Annotated in this window: 13 protein-coding genes; all 13 read right to left on the bottom strand. The window is 58.3% G+C overall.

The annotated features are described in order from the left end of the window. Positions 1 to 106: 106 nt before the first annotated feature. The 13 genes from CE491_RS02105 to gyrA all read right to left on the bottom strand — a co-directional run bounded on the left by CE491_RS02105 (position 107) and on the right by gyrA (position 17,801). Positions 107 to 436, bottom strand: coding sequence for a ComEA family DNA-binding protein (locus CE491_RS02105; RefSeq protein WP_110946719.1), 330 nt, complete (start codon positions 434 to 436; stop codon positions 107 to 109). Between the two features lie 187 nt (positions 437 to 623). Then, the gene (locus CE491_RS02100) at positions 624 to 2,618 is read right to left on the bottom strand and encodes a polysaccharide biosynthesis protein (protein ID WP_110946718.1); all 1,995 of its coding nucleotides are present in this window, start codon (positions 2,616 to 2,618) and stop codon (positions 624 to 626) included. A 103-nt stretch (positions 2,619 to 2,721) separates the two neighbouring features. Next, positions 2,722 to 3,738 (bottom strand): MraY family glycosyltransferase, encoded by a 1,017-nt coding sequence (locus CE491_RS02095; RefSeq protein ID WP_110946717.1) that lies wholly within the window; start codon positions 3,736 to 3,738, stop codon positions 2,722 to 2,724. 118 nt (positions 3,739 to 3,856) lie between these two features. Next, positions 3,857 to 5,230, bottom strand: coding sequence for a phosphohexomutase domain-containing protein (locus tag CE491_RS02090; protein ID WP_110946716.1), 1,374 nt, complete (start codon positions 5,228 to 5,230; stop codon positions 3,857 to 3,859). 681 nt (positions 5,231 to 5,911) lie between these two features. Beyond that, positions 5,912 to 6,151 (bottom strand): lipopolysaccharide assembly protein LapA domain-containing protein, encoded by a 240-nt coding sequence (locus CE491_RS02080; RefSeq protein WP_110946714.1) that lies wholly within the window; start codon positions 6,149 to 6,151, stop codon positions 5,912 to 5,914. An 18-nt stretch (positions 6,152 to 6,169) separates the two neighbouring features. Further along, a complete protein-coding gene (gene ihfB / locus CE491_RS02075; RefSeq protein ID WP_110946713.1) occupies positions 6,170 to 6,469 on the bottom strand; it encodes an integration host factor subunit beta in 300 nt (99 codons plus the stop codon). Between the two features lie 260 nt (positions 6,470 to 6,729). Then, the gene (rpsA, locus tag CE491_RS02070; RefSeq protein ID WP_081567543.1) at positions 6,730 to 8,415 is read right to left on the bottom strand and encodes a 30S ribosomal protein S1; all 1,686 of its coding nucleotides are present in this window, start codon (positions 8,413 to 8,415) and stop codon (positions 6,730 to 6,732) included. A gap of 121 nt (positions 8,416 to 8,536) precedes the next feature. Beyond that, on the bottom strand, positions 8,537 to 9,226 hold the full coding sequence (gene cmk / locus CE491_RS02065; RefSeq protein WP_110946712.1) for a (d)CMP kinase: 690 nt from the start codon (positions 9,224 to 9,226) through the stop codon (positions 8,537 to 8,539). After that, positions 9,223 to 11,430: a bifunctional prephenate dehydrogenase/3-phosphoshikimate 1-carboxyvinyltransferase gene (locus CE491_RS02060; RefSeq protein WP_234407480.1), complete on the bottom strand. Its 2,208-nt coding sequence runs from the start codon at positions 11,428 to 11,430 to the stop codon at positions 9,223 to 9,225. The genes cmk and CE491_RS02060 overlap by 4 nt, the downstream gene beginning before the upstream one ends. Before the next feature lie 40 nt (positions 11,431 to 11,470). Continuing rightward, a complete protein-coding gene (gene hisC, locus CE491_RS02055) occupies positions 11,471 to 12,583 on the bottom strand; it encodes a histidinol-phosphate transaminase (RefSeq protein ID WP_110946711.1) in 1,113 nt (370 codons plus the stop codon). 113 nt (positions 12,584 to 12,696) lie between these two features. Next, positions 12,697 to 13,791, bottom strand: a complete 1,095-nt coding sequence (gene pheA / locus CE491_RS02050) for a prephenate dehydratase (protein ID WP_110946710.1) — start codon at positions 13,789 to 13,791, stop codon at positions 12,697 to 12,699. Next, on the bottom strand, positions 13,791 to 14,876 hold the full coding sequence (gene serC / locus CE491_RS02045; RefSeq protein ID WP_110946709.1) for a 3-phosphoserine/phosphohydroxythreonine transaminase: 1,086 nt from the start codon (positions 14,874 to 14,876) through the stop codon (positions 13,791 to 13,793). The genes pheA and serC overlap by 1 nt, the downstream gene beginning before the upstream one ends. 132 nt (positions 14,877 to 15,008) lie before the next feature. Further along, positions 15,009 to 17,801: a DNA gyrase subunit A gene (gyrA, locus tag CE491_RS02040; protein WP_110946708.1), complete on the bottom strand. Its 2,793-nt coding sequence runs from the start codon at positions 17,799 to 17,801 to the stop codon at positions 15,009 to 15,011. Positions 17,802 to 18,025: the final 224 nt, after the last annotated feature.

Below are 18,025 nucleotides of genomic sequence, written 5' to 3'. Positions count from 1 at the left end.
ATTTGTTGTGTCAAGCCCCGGCTCCCTCGTCCTCGGACAGAAACGCTCGAACCCCATGCAAAAAAAAGACCGATCAATGATCGGTCTTTGTGACACAACGAATGGCTCAGTCAATCGCGAGCCGGTCGCGGTTCTTGTCCAGTAACGCTTTGCCAATCCCCTTGACTTCGATCAATTCGTCGATCGAAGTAAACGCTCCGTTCTCATCACGATAAGCTACGATCGCCCCAGCCTTGGCCGCACCGATCCCCGACAGCTCCTTTTGCAGGGTCTCCGCGCTCGCGGTGTTGAGATTGACTTTGCCGCCCTGCTCGGCAGATGCGAGGGCAACGGGTGCGGCTGGTGCCTGGCCTGTTGTCGCGGGGGCGGCATTGATCGCCACCGACGTGCTGGCCAGCAGGCCGAAGATCAGGGACGACAGATAGGAAATACGCATGATTAACGCTCCATGACATCGTGAGTGGGGAAGCAGCATTCCTGAGCTGCTTCCCAAACCTAGACGATGCTCGCAGAGGGTCAACGAGGGGATAGGTGACCGAATGTGTAATGCCCGCAAGGCCAGACGATACGGGTGTTATAGCCGGACGGCTGGCCGAAAGACTACGTAAGCAGAGGTTTCAGGCTCAAGGTTCGTGGCGTCGCTGTTGATGAATCCAGTCTACGATATCGCCTTCCGGCGCATAGCCACTGACGGTATCGCCCAATATCTGGCGAACCTTGGCGTAATCATCATCCTCCAGCGCCTTGAGCAGCAGCGTCAGACTCTGTTTGAACGGGTCCCACGACAAGTGATCTTCCCGCGCGCTCATGATCATCGGGTGGCTGGTCACCGCCACGTTGTCGCCGATCAACAACTCTTCATAGAGTTTCTCGCCAGGTCGAAGCCCGGTGAACTCGATGGAAATGTCGCCGTGAGGATTCTTGTCCGAGCGAATGCTCAGGCCCGACAGATGAACCATTTTCTCGGCCAGCTCGATGATTCTCACCGGCTCGCCCATGTCGAGCACGAACACATCCCCGCCCTGCCCCATGGAACCGGCCTGAATCACCAGTTGCGCGGCCTCCGGGATGGTCATGAAGTAGCGGGTGATCTTGGGGTGAGTCACGGTGAGCGGGCCGCCGGATTTGATCTGCTGGTGAAACAGCGGAATCACCGAACCTGAAGAACCAAGCACGTTACCGAAGCGGACCATGATGAATCGGGTCTTGTTGACCTGATGCACATTGGCCCGATCGCCGAACATCACCGGGGCGGTTTCTCGGCTCAATGCCTGCAGAATCAGCTCGGCCAGACGTTTGGTGCTGCCCATGATGTTGGTTGGCCGGACGGCCTTGTCGGTGGAGATCAGCACGAAGTTGGACACGCCCGCCTGCAATGCTGCCTGCGCCGCGTTCAACGTCCCGACCACATTGTTGTAGATGCCTTCCGCAATGTTGTGCTCCACCATCGGCACATGCTTGTACGCTGCGGCGTGGTATACCGTGGCAACCTGCCAGGTCTTCATCACGTCCAGCAGTTTGGCGTGGTTGCGCACCGAACCCAGGATAGGCAGAACCTTGACCTTCAAGGATTCCCTGGCGATCCGCCGTTCCAGCTCCGAGAGAATGGTGTAGAGGTTGAACTCGCTGTGATCGAGCAACAATAGAGTCGTGGGCTTGAGCAGGACGATCTGACGGCACAGCTCAGAGCCGATCGAACCGCCAGCACCGGTCACCAATACGCACTGGTTCTTGATGCAGTGCTCGAGCAGTTCTTCCTGCGCCGGAACAGCGTCGCGGCCCAGCAGGTCGGCAATGTCCACTTCCTGCAGGTCGTCTACCTTCACCCGGCCGGCTGCCAGGTCGGAGAAATTCGGCACGCTGCGCACATGGAGTGGAAACCCTTCCAGAAATCCGAGAATTTCCCGGCGACGCGCTCGGGCCGAGGAAGGAATCGCCAACAGGATTTCCTGCGCCCCAGTTACATCGATCATCTGCTGGATGTGCTTGGGCTTATACACCTGAAGACCGGAAATAACCCGGTTGGAGATCGAATCATCGTCGTCGATGAAGGCCACAGGACGCATCGACCGCCCCATCCGCAACGCCGCCACCAACTGATTGCCAGCAGCTCCAGCACCGTAGATTGCGACCTTGGGCAGGCCGTCGTCCCGGGTCGCAAACGGGACGTGCTGCGCGGCGGAAAACCAGTCGCCGAGGAAATACTGACGCATCGCCAGACGCAACCCGCCGATCATCACCAGGCTCAGCCACCAGTAATTGAACATGACCGAGCGCGGCACGACGTGCTGATGATTGCTATAGAGATACACGACAACGCCCAGAATAAGGGCCGAAAGGCTCACGGCCTTGATGATCGCCACCAGCGCATCGTTGCCGAAATAACGCATGACTGCGCGATACATGCCGATCCGGATGAACAGAGGGATGGCGATGACAGGGGCGCTGATGAACAGCCAGGTATGGGTTTCAAGCGGATTGATGAGGTCGTCGATACCGAGGCGGACCACGAAGGCCATCCATAGTGCGAACCAGACCAGACAAACGTCTGTACCGACCTGAATTATTCGCTTTTGACGGCGCGGCAACGCCACCAGCACAGCGCGCAACTTTTCCATGCATCCCTCGAGCACGAGTTCAATCTCCTATCGACCTGAGACACGGGTGTTTGATTCCAGCGATACGCAAGAATTGGACCCCTTAATCGGCAGCCTGGGCCATTCAGTTTCGTTCCAGCTCTCCCGCCCTGAAGCCCAACGCCAGGATCAACAGCGGAATGTAGGCGACGATGACGCCGACTGCACCATCAAGACCGAACTGCGTGACACCAATAGCGACCGGCAAAAGCCAGAACAGGTTGATTACACCGACTGCGGACGTCACTGGAAAGTGCTTGCCATATCTTCGCGAGGCGAACTGGTAAGCATGACTTCTGTGAGCCTCATAGATCTTGTCGCCTCGGACGAGACGACGGATGAGGGTAACTGTAGCGTCTACGATGAAAACCCCGAGAAGAATAAGCCATGCCCAGAGTAACTGCGAGGAAATCCACGCCGCCTGCAGCGATAAAACGCCGAGAACGATGCCCAAAAATCCGCTGCCGGCATCTCCCATGAAGATTCTGGCTGGCGGAAAATTCCAGACCAGGAATCCCAGAACAGCCGCTGCCAACAATAGAGGTTGCCAGATCAGCTCAAGATAACCGCCCAGCGCGTAGATCAGTGACGCGCCGATGCAGACGCAGACGGCCTCTACGCTGGCGATGCCGTCGATGCCGTCCATGAAGTTGTAAAGATTGAGCAGCCACACCAGATAGACCGCCGCCAGCGCATGCCCCAGCCAGCCTATATCCAATGTGCCTCCGAACAGGGCGACAGGCGGCAGACCGCCCAACCAGTACAACGCCCAGAACGCCGAAAAAAAGTGGCCCAAAAGCCGCCAACGTGCAGCGACATGGCCATGATCATCGAGAAAGCCAAGAGCAGCGATCCCAAGGCCCGCGCCGCCCAACGAAAGGAATACCGGCAGCGTCAGCCCTCCCTGACCCAACACTATCGCCAGCGCCAGAAGGTAGCTCACGACGATGGCTACGCCACCACCACGGGGAGTCGGGACAGAGTGCGAGCTTCTGCCGTTGGGGATGTCCAGCAGACTCTTGTGCAGAGCGTAGCGTCGAAGCCAATAAGTCAAAGCGAAAGAAAAACCGATTACCGCGATCGCCAACCACCAATGAGTCATTTTTGTTCCGTTTCGAAAAAGGCTGGCTGTCTTTCTTCAGCTACCGGGTGTCATGCAGAGCAATGGTACAACCGTGGTCCCAAGTACAGGCGTACCGAGGACCACGGCAGTGTTTGGATCAACTGGCTTTAAGCAGTTGCTCGATTTCCTTGACCTTAGCGTCAACAAGCTGCGGGTCACGACGGCTTTCCACGTTCAGTCGCAGCAGAGGCTCGGTGTTGGAACCACGAAGATTGAAACGCCATTCCGGGAATTCAAGGCTTATGCCATCGGTTTTGTCGATATTCGAGCAAATCGGTGTGTAATGATCCAGCACCTTGCTAAGGACCGTTTTGACGTCGTTGACCTTGTAGTTGATTTCGCCGCTGCAAGGGTAAGCGGTCATGCGCTCATCGACCAGCTGGGAGAAGGATTTGCCGGAGACAGACATCAGCGCCGTGACCAGCAGCCATGGGATCATGCCGCTATCGCAATAGGCGAAATCGCGGAAATAGTGATGCGCGCTCATCTCACCGCCGTAGACCGCATCTTCCTTGCGCATACGCTCCTTGATAAACGCATGACCGGTCTTGCACAGCACCGGCGTACCGCCTGCCAGATTCACCTGATCGATGGTGTTCCAAGTCAGACGTGGGTCATGAATGATCTTCGAGCCTGGATGTTGCTTGAGCAGCATTTCCGCTAACAGGCCTACCAAATAATAGCCCTCGACGAAGCGCCCTTTTTCATCGAAGAAGAAGCATCGATCGAAGTCTCCGTCCCAAGCCAGGCCCAGGTCGCATTTGTGTTCGAGTAATGCATCACGGGTGATACTGCGGTTTTCTGGAAGCAGCGGGTTTGGCACGCCATTGGGGAAGTTGCCATCCGGTTCGGCGTTGATGATGACCCACTCGAATGGCAGCCTGGACTTGATAGCTTCCAGCGCCGGCCCGACAGCACCGTTACCCGGGTCGGCAAGGATTTTCAAAGGCTTGAGCGCGGCACCCTCGACATAACCCAGCAAGTGCTCGATGTAGGCAGCCTTATCTGGTGCAGACTTGATGCTGCCCGGCTGCGACGCCGCGGCTGAGAAGTCGCCGGCATCCACGCGCTGGCGAATGGCGTCGAGCCCGGTGTCTCCACTGATCGGACGCGATTCACGCTGGACCAGCTTCATGCCGTTGTAACCTTTAGGGTTATGACTGGCCGTCACCATCACCCCACCGTCAGCGGCGTAGTGGCTGGTTGCAAAATACACTTCTTCGGTTCCGCACAAGCCGATGTCGATCACGTCCGCACCGGCGTCCAGAATGCCTTGGGTCAATGCCTTGGCCAGCGCCGGGCTTTCGAGGCGCATGTCTCTGCCGACCACGATATTTTTGGCACCCAGTTCCACCACCATGGAGCGCCCAATCCGATAGGCGATGTCGTCGTCCAGATCATTAGGGACCTGGCCGCGGATATCGTAGGCTTTGAAGCAACGGGTCTGAATAACGGGATAGTCGGGATTCATGTGTTAAAACCTATGCGACGAAAAAACCCGAAGGTTCCTCTGTTCAGTATGAAGCAGCCCATCTTTGCGGCTGCACGCTACCCTCGCGCATAACAGCTTGAGGCGAGGGTTAGGCAGTAAAAATCCAGTTTTGTTAATCACTGAGGCGCAATTATCTTCGAAACATCGAAAAACATCTTGTTTGAGGTGAAAACGCCAGTAGATGATATCAAAAAGATATTAAACGATTATGGATGGGCTGAACCCTGAATACGCACATCATTCAGCTGAGTATGAGTCGCTGTCGCCAGATGAGGAGTTTGCCCTCAAGCATCGCCCCCCCGTTTTTGTTCGCCTGTGCTTCTCCATGCGCTAGCTGGCAAGTAGCACGGTCTTCGTGCAGGCGGTCACCATACGTGATCTCCAGCACCACCAGCACCTGATCGATGGACTCTGGATAACTCAATCATGAAGCTCCGTCTCGATCCACTACTGAACAGCGGCGCAGCTTAACCGTGCTGAATGCAGAGTCAGCAGTTAAGGTTTTGCGAGATTTTTCGGAAGTATCCGGGAATACATTTCCCTGCAGGGAAACACTGAGTCATTTGCAGCGATCGGCAATTACTGGAGGGAGTTGCACGAGGCAACCGGGCCGATCGTTGCAACCTGCCGAGAAAGCTCAGCGCGGGCACCGGCCGCTGCTCACGCCAGGCGCGAGGGTTGTGGTTTTTTGCGGAGCCGTGCAATCCACGCCAGAACAGGGCCAATCAACATCCCCACCAATAGCGCCAGGATCACCGGAACTGCCACCGAGAGTTCGGGCGCAGACCAGCCAAAAAACACCAACGCCACAGGCTGCTGGTTTTCAATGGTGAAGACCACCGTTGCTACCACGATCAGCAGCACGATGATGAAAAATATCAGACGTTTAAGATTCCGCATCGAGTACTCCTCTAACGGCTATTGGAACTCGTGCTCCTCCTCTTCGTTCACCCGATCACGCAGTTCTTTGCCGGGTTTGAAGTGGGGGACGAATTTTCCGTCGAGACTTACGGATTGTCCGGTTTTAGGATTGCGACCCACGCGAGGCGCACGGTAATGCAGGGAGAAGCTGCCAAAGCCGCGTATTTCAATACGGTCGCCTGTGGCAAGGCATTGCGACATCTGCTCAAGCATGGTCTTGATGGCCAGCTCCACATCTTTGGATGAGAGCAGTCCTTGATGGGTGACAATTCGTTCGATCAACTCCGACTTCGTCATATTTTTCCCTTCTTTTTCAAGCAGCTAGGTAAAGCGCTTCGAAGGTTTTAGCATGACCGGAGCTATTTGAACAGCCTATGTTTCTACTTATGTGAACGCCGATTCCAGGCAACGGACCATTATCCCGCGCAGCCCTCGTGATTCGGGGCCTGGCACGAAGAGTGTCATCAACTTATCCAAGACCCACGACACGCCCGTAGAAACCATCGCCCACAAAAAAGGGCGACCGAAGTCGCCCTTTTTCAATAGTCAGACAGAACTCAGTTCTGTTTTTCCATTTGAGCACGCAACAGGTCACCCAGCGTGGTAGGACCGGTGTTTTCAGCGGTTTCAGGCTTGCTACGCAGGCTCTGAATCGCTTCTTTCTCGTCTTCAACGTCTTTCGACTTGATAGACAAGCTGATCACGCGGCTCTTGCGGTCAACGCTGATGATCTTGGCTTCGATCTCTTCACCTTCTTTCAGAACGTTACGCGCGTCTTCAACGCGGTCACGGCTGATTTCGGAGGCTTTGAGGGTAGCTTCGATGTCGTCGGCCAGAGTGATGATGGCGCCTTTGGCGTCAACTTCTTTGACGGTACCGCGAACGATAGCGCCTTTGTCATTGACAGTGACGTACTCGGAGAACGGATCGCTTTCCAGCTGCTTGATACCCAGCGAGATGCGCTCACGCTCTGGATCGACAGACAGGATCACGGTGTCGAGCTCGTCGCCCTTCTTGAAGCGACGTACGGCTTCTTCGCCCACTTCGTTCCAGGAGATGTCGGACAGGTGAACCAGACCGTCGATGCCGCCGTCCAGACCAATGAAGATACCGAAATCGGTGATCGACTTGATGGTGCCGGAGATCTTGTCGCCCTTGTTGAACTGGCCAGAGAAGTCTTCCCATGGGTTCGACTTGCACTGCTTGATACCCAGGGAGATACGACGACGCTCTTCGTCGATGTCCAGAACCATGACTTCCACTTCGTCGCCAACCTGAACGACTTTCGAAGGGTGGATGTTCTTGTTGGTCCAGTCCATTTCGGAAACGTGTACCAAGCCTTCCACGCCTTCTTCCAGCTCTGCGAAGCAGCCGTAGTCGGTCAGGTTGGTAACACGCGCGGTCACGCGAGTGCCTTCTGGGTAACGTGCCTTGATAGCAACCCATGGGTCTTCACCCAGTTGCTTCAGGCCAAGGGAAACACGATTGCGCTCGCGATCGTACTTCAGAACCTTTACATCGATCTCATCGCCAACATTGACGATTTCCGATGGATGCTTGATGCGCTTCCAGGCCATGTCGGTGATGTGCAGCAGGCCATCGACGCCACCCAGATCGACGAATGCGCCGTAATCGGTGAGGTTCTTGACGATACCTTTGACTTGCTGACCTTCCTGCAGGGATTCCAGCAGAGCTTCGCGCTCGGCGCTGTTCTCGGCTTCCAGGACACTGCGACGGGAAACGACAACGTTGTTGCGCTTCTGGTCCAGCTTGATGACCTTGAATTCCAGCTCTTTGCCTTCCAGGTGCGTGGTGTCGCGCACTGGACGGACGTCAACCAGAGAACCTGGCAGGAACGCACGGATGCCGTTAACGTCGACAGTGAAGCCGCCTTTAACCTTACCGTTGATAACGCCCTTGACCACTTCTTCAGCTGCGAAAGCTGCTTCCAGAACGATCCAGCACTCAGCACGTTTGGCTTTTTCGCGGGACAGTTTGGTTTCGCCAAAGCCGTCTTCGACCGCGTCCAGCGCAACATGTACTTCGTCACCGACCTTGATGGTCAGCTCGCCAGCGTCGTTGTAGAACTGCTCGAGCGGGATGACGCCCTCGGACTTCAGGCCAGCGTGTACGGTAACCCAGTCGCCGTCGATGTCGACAACGATACCGGTGATGATCGCACCCGGCTGAAGATTGAGGGTTTTCAGGCTTTCTTCAAAGAGTTCTGCAAAGCTTTCGCTCATTTTAATTCCTGTTGATAAAGGCGAAGAATCCGCCTATCTGCCACGCTCCAGACAACGTGGGTTTCGTTCATATGAAAGAAAGCCTGCGGGACTATGACTGGTCTCCCACATGGCTTTCTGGTCATCCAGCGAGATCGCGAAGTGCGACTTCGCTCAGGATGCGTTCCAGCACCTGCTCGATGGACAATTCGGTGGAATCCAGCTGGATGGCGTCATGCGCCGGTTTGAGCGGGGCTACCGCTCGCTGGGTATCGCGCTCGTCGCGGACACGTATCTCATCTAGCAGACTCGACAGACTAACATCGTCACCCTTCGCCTTCAACTGCAAATATCGGCGTCGAGCACGTTCCTCGGCACTGGCGGTCAGGAAAATTTTCAACGGCGCAGCGGGAAATACCACGGTGCCCATATCGCGACCGTCTGCGACCAGGCCCGGAAACTCCTGGAACGCGCGCTGGCGCTGCAACAATGCTTCGCGCACGGCGGGCAATGACGCCACTTGCGAAGCCCCGCTACCGATCTGCTCATTGCGGATCGCCAGCGTCACTTCTTCGCCTTCGAGAACGATGCGCTGACCGTGGTCGTCAGTCGCCGCCTCGAATTGCACGTCCAGATGCGCAGCCAGAAGCTTGAGCGCTTCTTCATTGGTCAGGTCCACACCATGATTACGGGCAGCGAATGCCAGCAGACGGTACAGCGCGCCGGAATCCAGCAGGCACCACCCAAGACGCTTGGCCAGCAAACCGGCTACCGTCCCTTTCCCGGAACCGCTTGGTCCGTCGATCGTAATGACCGGAGCTTGAACTTTCACGATTGCCCCTCTTGCTCTACACGAATACCCACCTGGCTACACAGCGCCAGGAAATTGGGGAAAGAAGTCGCCACATTGGCGCAGTCCCGGATACGGATCGGGGCCGACGCGCGCAACGACGCGATACTGAAGGCCATGGCGATACGGTGATCGCCGTGGCCGTTGACTTCCCCACCACCGATGCTGCCACCTTCAATAATGAGGCCATCGGCAGTCGGTTCAACCTTGATGCCCAGTACGGCCAGACCATCGGCCATAACCTGGATACGATCGGATTCCTTGACACGCAATTCCTGTGCCCCACGCAGCACCGTACGCCCTTCGGCGCATGCAGCGGCCACAAACAGCACAGGAAACTCGTCGATGGCCAGTGGCACAAGCGCTTCGGGAATCACGATCCCCTTCAGCCTTGCAAAACGAACACGCAACTCGGCAACCGGTTCGCCCCCCACTTCGCGCAAATTGTGCACGGATATGTCCGCACCCATCAGGCGCAGGATGTCGATCGCACCGGTGCGCGTCGGATTGACGCCTACATGCTCGAGCAGCAGTTCGGAACCCTCGGTAATCGACGCCGCCACCAGAAAGAAAGCCGCCGAAGAGATGTCGGCCGGGACTTCGATACGAGTGGCGGTAAGCGTTGCCCCCGGCTCGACCGTAGCCGTCGCACCGTTGCCCGATACCGGATAGCCAAAGCCGCGCAACATTCGCTCGGTGTGATCGCGCGTCGGCGCAGGTTCGGTGACAGTGGTCGGGCCATCGGCATACAGACCAGCCAGCAACAGGCAGGATTTGACCTGAGCGCTGGCCATCGGCATGACATAACGGATGCCATGAAGCGACTTTCCACCGCGGATGGTCAGCGGCGGGCGCCCTTCGGCAGAGGTCTCGATCACAGCGCCCATTTGCCGTAAAGGCTCAGCCACACGCGCCATCGGACGTTTGGATAGCGAAGCATCACCCGTGAGCACGCTATCGAAACTCTGCCCCGCCAGCAGGCCACACAGCAGCCGCATCGAGGTGCCGGAATTGCCCAGATAGATCGGGCCCGGCGCAGGTTTCAGACCATGAAGACCGACACCATGAATGGTCAGGCGACTATGATGCGGGCCTTCGATAACTACGCCCATGTCGCGAAACGCTTGCAGGGTCGCCAGCGCGTCTTCGCCTTCGAGAAAGCCTTCGACCTCCGTTGTGCCTTCGGCCAGCGAGCCGAGCATGATCGAACGATGAGAGATGGATTTGTCGCCCGGCACCCGAATCTGACCGCGCACCGTGCCGCCCGGCTGAGCGATGAACGTCAGGTCATCGCTCGCTACTTTTTCAACGTAAGCGCGTCGCGCGAGGATCTTGCCGAAATGCTCACGAGCCACCCGGGCGCGGGTGAATACGCCGAGCAGTTGATGGCCGTCGCCCGCATCCACCGCATCACGCAATGCGTCGAGATCGTGGCGAAAGGTATCCAGCGTACGCAATACGGCGTCGCGGTTAGCAAGGAAGATGTCATGCCACATCACCGGATCGCTGCCGGCAATGCGGGTGAAGTCGCGGAAGCCACCCGCCGCGTAGCGGAAGATGTCGAGGTTTTCGTTGCGCTTGGCCAGCGAATCCACCAGGCCGAAGGCCAACAGATGCGGCAAATGACTGGTCGCCGCGAGCACTTCATCGTGGCGCTCGACCTGCATGTGCTCGACGTCGGCACCCAGCTCGGACCACATCCGGTCCACGAGCGCCAAGGCCGCCGGATCCGTTTCAGGCAACGGGGTGAGGATGACCTTGTGACGGCGGAATAATTGGGCGTTGGACGCCTCTACACCGCTTTGCTCGGAACCGGCGATCGGGTGACCCGGCACGAAGCGCGCAGGCATCGCGCCAAACGCATCACGCGCCGCGCGCACGACATTGCCCTTGGCACTGCCGACATCGGTCAGCACGGCATCACCGAGATCGAGCCTTGCAAGCACGCCCAGCAGTTTTTCCATGGCCAGGATCGGCACGGCCAATTGAATGACATCGGCACCGACACAGGCAGCGGCGAGATTGTCTTCACAGCGATCGACGACCCCCAACTCGACGGCCAGCTTGCGCGACTGCGGGTCGAGATCGACACCGATGACCTCACGACACAGGCCGCTTTCTTTCAAACCTTTGGCGAACGACCCCCCGATCAGACCGAGACCGACCACCACCAGGCGGCCGATCATAGGCGCTGCGGATTGCACTGCCGTGACATCAGCGATGACATCACCCACGCGCCAGAACCTTGTTCAAGGCTTCGAGGAAGCGGCTGTTTTCCGCGGGCAAGCCAATGCTCACACGCAGGTGGTTGGGCATGCCGTATCCCGCGACCGGACGCACGATCACGCCCTCGCGCAACAGACCTTCATAAACCGGCGCTGCTTCACGCCCCACATCGACGGCGATGAAGTTGGCTTTGGAGGGAATCCAGGTCAGCCCCAGCTGACGCATACCTGATTCGAGCTGCTGCATGCCCACCGCGTTCAACTGTCGGCTCCGGTCAACGAAGTCGACATCGTCAAGGGCAGCGCAGGCGGCGACCAGGGCCAGGCTGTTGACGTTGAACGGCTGCCTTACGCGGTTCAGCACATCGGCCACCACCGGCGAAGACAATGCATAGCCCACGCGCAACGACGCCAGGCCATAAGCCTTGGAGAAGGTGCGCGAGACCAGCAGATTCGGGTACTGGGCGAGGAAATTCAGACCGTCGGGCAGATCACCGCCTTCGGCGTATTCGATGTATGCCTCATCGAGCACCACCAGCACGTCCTCGGGCACTTCAGCGAGGAACGCAGCCAATGCCTGCGGGCCGAACCAGGTGCCGGTCGGATTGTTCGGGTTGGCGATGAAGACGACACGCGTGTTGCTGTCGATCGCGGCAAGCATGGCGGGCAGGTCATGCCCCCAATCCTTGGCTTTGGCCACGCGCGCGTCGGCGCCCACGGCCTGAGTGACGATCGGATAAATCGCGAAGGCGTGCTCGCTGAACACCGCGTTCAGGCCTGGGGCCAGATAGGCACGGGCGACGATCTCGAGAATGTCGTTGGAGCCGTTGCCCAGGGTCACCTGATTCGGCTCGACGCCACAACGTCGGGACAACAGTTGCTTCAGATCGAAACCATTGCCGTCGGGGTAGCGGGTCAGTTCCGCCAGCGCGTCACGTATCGCCGCCAGCGCCCTGGGACTGCCGCCCATCGGGTTCTCGTTACTGGCCAGTTTGATGATGCGAGCCGGATCGATATTCAGTTCACGCGCCAGTTCGTCCACCGGTTTGCCGGGAACGTAAGGCGATAGTTTTTGCACGCCGGCCTGTGCCAGCGCGAGGAAGTCGCCGCTCATGTACCGCTTTACCTCTTCTAGAATTCCGAACCCGTGGCAGCCCGGCTTGCCGGTGTGGCGATTTCAGTGTCGCCGCAGACCAGCCGGGCTGCTGCAGGTGCAATCAAGACCGGTCAGAGAACCGCTTTCGGATAGGACCCCAGGACCTTGAGGGCCACGGCTTCCTGGCTGATTTGCTCCAGTACCGCCTTGATCAGCGGATCCCGGTGATGGCCGACGAAATCGATAAAGAACACGTAGGTCCATTTACCGCTGCGTGAAGGCCGGGTCTCGATGCGGGTCAGGTCAATTCCGTTCTCATGAAAAGGCACCAGCAATTCGTGCAACGCGCCAGGCTTGTTGCTCATCGACACGATAATCGAGGTCTTGTCGTCGCCGGTCGGCGGCACTTCTTGATTACCGATTATCAAGAAGCGCGTCGAGTTGTCCGGACGGTCCTCGATCTTCTCGGCAATGCGCAAAAGGCCGTACAGACCTGCGGCCATATCACCGGCGATGGCTGCGGAGCTCCACTCGCCCTTGACCCGTTTGGCCGCCTCGGCGTTGCTGGACACCGCCACGCGCTCGACGTTGGGGTAATGAGCGTCCAGCCACTTGCGGCATTGAGCCAGCGACTGAGCATGGGAATAGATGCGGCTGATGCTGTCGGTCTTGGTGTTTTCGCCCACCAGCAAATGGTGGTGAATACGCAGCTCGACCTCACCACAGATGACCATGTCGTGCTCAAGGAAGCTGTCAAGGGTGTGGTTGACCGCACCTTCGGTGGAGTTTTCCACCGGGACCACGCCGAAATTGACCGCACCGGCGGCTACTTCGCGGAACACTTCGTCGATGGCAGCCATTGGCTTGCTGATTACCGCATGGCCGAAATGCTTCAGCGCCGCGGCCTGGGTAAAGGTGCCTTCAGGGCCGAGATAGGCGACCTTGAGCGGCTGTTCCAGCGCCAGACACGAAGACATGATTTCGCGAAACAGACGCGCCATCTCTTCGTTGCTCAACGGGCCACGATTGCGCTCCATGACCCGTTTGAGCACGGCAGCTTCACGCTCGGGGCGATAGAACACCGGCTCTTCGCCCTCCGCCAGGCTGGCCATTTTCACGCGCGCCACTTCCTGCGCGCAGCGAGCGCGTTCGCTGATCAGCTCCAGGACCTTTTCGTCCAGGCTGTCGATGCGTACACGCAGCGCCTTGAGTTCCTGTTCAGACATTAGCCGTGTTCCTTCTCGAACTCTGCCATGTAAGCGGTCAGTGCATTGACCGCTCCGATGTCGATGGCGTTGTAGATGGAGGCGCGCATGCCGCCTACCGAGCGGTGGCCCTTGAGGTTGAGCAGACCGCGCTCGTCGGCACCGGCCAGGAACGGCTTGTCCAGGCGATCGTCGGACAGCCGGAATGGCACGTTCATCCACGAGCGGTCGGATTTGTTGATCGGGTTGCTGTACAGACCGCTGGCGTCGATGAAGTCATACAGCGTGCGCTGCTTGACTTCGTTGCGCTGGGCGATGACGTCGACGCCGCCCTGCTCTTTCAGCCACTCGAAGACCAGACCCGACAGGTACCAGGCCAGGGTCGGCGGCGTGTTGTACATCGAGCCGTTGTCGGCCGCGACCTTGTAGTTGAGCATGGTCGGGCACATCGAACGGGCGCGACCCAACAGGTCCTCGCGAATGATCGCCACGACGATACCGCTCGGGCCGATATTTTTCTGCGCGCCAGCGAAGATCATGCCGAAGCGCGACACGTCCACCGGACGCGACAGAATGTCCGAAGACATGTCGGCTACCAACGGGACGTCGCCGGTTTCAGGGATCCAGTTGAATTCCAGACCGCCAATGGTTTCGTTCGGCACGTAGTGAACGTAGGCAGCGTCTCTGGACAGCTTCCATTCGTTCTGGCCAGGGATGGCGAAATAGTCGTAAGGCTTGGCGCTGGCGGCGACATTGATGTTGCCGTAGCGCGAGGCTTCTTCGATGGCTTTCTGCGACCAGATACCGGTGTCGATATAGTCGGCAGTGCCGTTTTCAGGCAGCAGGTTGAGCGCTACCTGAGCGAATTGCTGGCTTGCGCCGCCTTGCAGGAACAGGACTTTGTAGTTCGAGGGGATGGACAGCAGGTCACGAAAATCCTGCTCGGCCTTGTTGGCGATGGAAACGAACTCGTCGCTGCGGTGGCTCATTTCCATGACGGACAGGCCTTTGCCATGCCAGTCCAGAAGCTCTGCCTGGGCACGCAGCAGAACAGCTTCAGGAAGCGCAGCAGGACCCGCGCAGAAGTTAAAGGCTCGCTTGCTCATATCCACTCTCGTCATGTCACGTATTGGGTTTGCAACGGGTGAAGCGTGTAGGAGATGCAGAAGGCTCCAGACGGGGTGTGTCATGCAGATCACATCATCTGAAAAGGGGGCATGGCCAGCCCCCATGCCCTATCAGTCCTGCGCTTCTTCGTCAGACGCCGCATCGGCTTGCAGATCGCTGGCCGATTCGTCGGAATCAGAAAGGTTTGCAACCTCGTCATCCCGCTCCTCGCCATCGAACGCCTCGCCTTCCAGCTCTTCACCCTCGACTTCCGAAGGCTCCTGAACACGTTCCAGACCCACCAGCTTCTCGTCTTTGGCCAGCTTGATCAGGGTCACGCCCTGAGTGTTGCGGCCCAAGCTGGAAACTTCGCCAACGCGGGTCCGAACCAGGGTGCCCTGGTCGGAAATCAGCATGATTTCTTCACCGTCCTGCACCTGAACCGCGCCGACCAGACGGCCATTACGCTCGTTGCTGACCATGGCGATCACGCCCTGACCGCCACGCTTGTATTCAGGAAACTCGGTGATCGCAGTGCGCTTGCCATAGCCACGCTCGGAAGCGGTGAGGATCTGGCTGCCTTCTTCTGGAATCAGCATGGAAATCAGCTTCTGCCCTTCAGCCAGACGCATGCCGCGCACACCGCGCGCAGTACGGCCCATGGCGCGGACGTCGGATTCCTTGAAGCGGGTGACCTTGCCGCCGTCGGAGAACAGCATGATCTCCTGCTCGCCATCGGTGATGGCCGCAGAAATCAGGATGTCACCTTCGTCCAGCTCCAGCGCGATCAAACCGACGCTGCGCTGACGGCTGAAGGCCACCAGCGGGGTTTTCTTGACGGTACCGTTGGCGGTCGACATGAAGATGAACGGAGCCTTCTTCTTGTCTGCAGCCTTGATCCGCGCCTTGCGCTCTTCTTCGGTCTCGTTGCTGTTCTCGATGTCTTCGCCATCGGACTCCACGCCTTCAGCCTCTTCTTCGTCAGCCTGCTTGCGCATGGCTTCCAGATCGACCGGCAGCATGGTGGTGATGTATTCGCCTTCGCTCAATGGCAGCAGATTGACCAGCGGACGACCACGGGCAGCGCGGGACGCTTCCGGAATCTCATAGGTCTTGAGCCAGTACACCTTGCCCTTGCTGGAGAACATCAGCAGGGTGGTGTGGCTGTTGGCGACCAGCAGGTGAGCGATGTAGTCCTCATCCTTGACGCCGGTGGCCGATTTGCCTTTGCCGCCGCGACGCTGAGCCTGGTACACGGCCAGCGGTTGAGTCTTGGCGTAACCACCGTGGGAGATGGTCACGACGCGCTCTTCTTCCGGGATCATGTCGCCCAGGGTCAGATCCAGGCGCGCATCGAGGATTTCGGTGCGGCGCACATCGCCGTATTCGGCGCGAATCAGTTCCAGCTCTTCACGGATGACTTCCATCAGGCGCGTGGAGCTGTTGAGGATGCGGATCAGCTCGCCAATCTGAGTCAGGATTTCCTGATACTCGGTCAGCAGTTTTTCGTGTTCCAGACCGGTCAGGCGGTGCAGACGCAGTTCCAGGATCGCCTGAGCCTGTTCCGGCGACAGGAAGTACTTGCCGTCACGCAGACCGTATTGCGGATCGAGGTTTTCCGGGCGCGACGATTCGGCGCCTGCACGCTCGACCATCTCCACCACAGCGCTCGACTCCCACGGCGTGTTGATCAGACCTTCCTTCGCTTCAGCTGGCGTAGGCGAAGCCTTGATCAATTCGATGACCGGGTCGATGTTCGACAGGGCAACGGCCTGACCTTCGAGGATGTGACCACGCTCGCGGGCCTTGCGCAGTTCGAACACGGTACGGCGGGTAACGACTTCGCGACGGTGACGAATGAAGGCTTCCAGCAGATCCTTCAGGTTGAGGATGCGCGGGCGTCCGTCGATCAGGGCAACGATGTTGATGCCGAAAACGCTCTGCAGCTGGGTCTGGGCGTAGAGGTTGTTGAGAATCACCTCGGGCACTTCGCCACGGCGCAGTTCGATGACCACGCGCATACCGTCCTTGTCGGATTCGTCGCGCAGTTCGGTGATGCCTTCGAGTTTTTTCTCTTTGACCAGCTCGGCGATCTTCTCGATCAGACGCGCCTTGTTCAGCTGGTAGGGCAGCTCGGTGATGACGATCTGCTGGCGACCGCCGACCTTGTCGATGTCTTCGACGATGGAGCGGGCGCGCATGTAAATGCGGCCACGACCGGTCTTGTAGGCTTCGACGATACCAGCACGGCCATTGATGATGCCCGCTGTCGGGAAATCGGGGCCGGGGATGTACTGCATCAGCTCGTCAACGGTCAGGTCGCCGTTGTCGATCAGCGCCAGGCAACCGTCGATGATTTCACCGAGGTTGTGTGGCGGAATGTTGGTCGCCATGCCCACGGCGATACCGCTGGAACCGTTGACCAAGAGGTTGGGGATACGGGTCGGCATGACTGCCGGGATCTGCTCGGTGCCGTCGTAGTTGGGCACCCAGTCGACGGTTTCCTTGTGCAGGTCGGCCAGCAGCTCGTGCGCCAGCTTGGTCATGCGCACTTCGGTGTATCGCATGGCGGCAGCGTTATCGCCATCCACGGAACCGAAGTTACCCTGGCCGTCTACCAGCAGGTAACGCAGGGAAAAGGGTTGCGCCATACGCACGATGGTGTCGTAGACAGCTGTGTCGCCATGTGGGTGGTACTTACCGATGACGTCACCGACCACACGAGCGGATTTCTTGTACGGCTTGTTCCAGTCGTTACCCAGTTCGCTCATTGCAAACAGTACACGCCGGTGCACGGGCTTCAAGCCGTCACGCGCATCGGGCAGAGCTCGTCCGACGATGACGCTCATCGCGTAGTCGAGGTAGGACTGCTTCAGCTCGTCTTCGATATTGACCGGGAGGATTTCTTTGGCCAGTTCGCCCATGAGAAGCCTGATTCCTTTTTCTGGTGAAACCTCGCACATCCATCCGGGATGAACGAAGCTCGCCGCCGCCGGCGATTGCCTGGCAGCGACTTACGACAAATCAGCGATTTAAGCCATGGATTTGCGCAGTAAAGAAGGCTGCATTGCGCCCTCTTGGAAACCGCCGGATGTTACCACAATAGCCTTCAGGCACGAAGCATTTGAGCGCGCTGAAAACGAGCCAT

The sequence above is a fragment of the Pseudomonas bohemica genome, from assembly GCF_002934685.1.
In the GTDB taxonomy this organism is placed as follows: Bacteria; Pseudomonadota; Gammaproteobacteria; order Pseudomonadales; family Pseudomonadaceae; genus Aquipseudomonas; species Aquipseudomonas bohemica.
The sequence above is the reverse complement of the archived record's forward strand: the minus strand, read 5'-3'. Positions and strand labels throughout refer to the sequence as shown.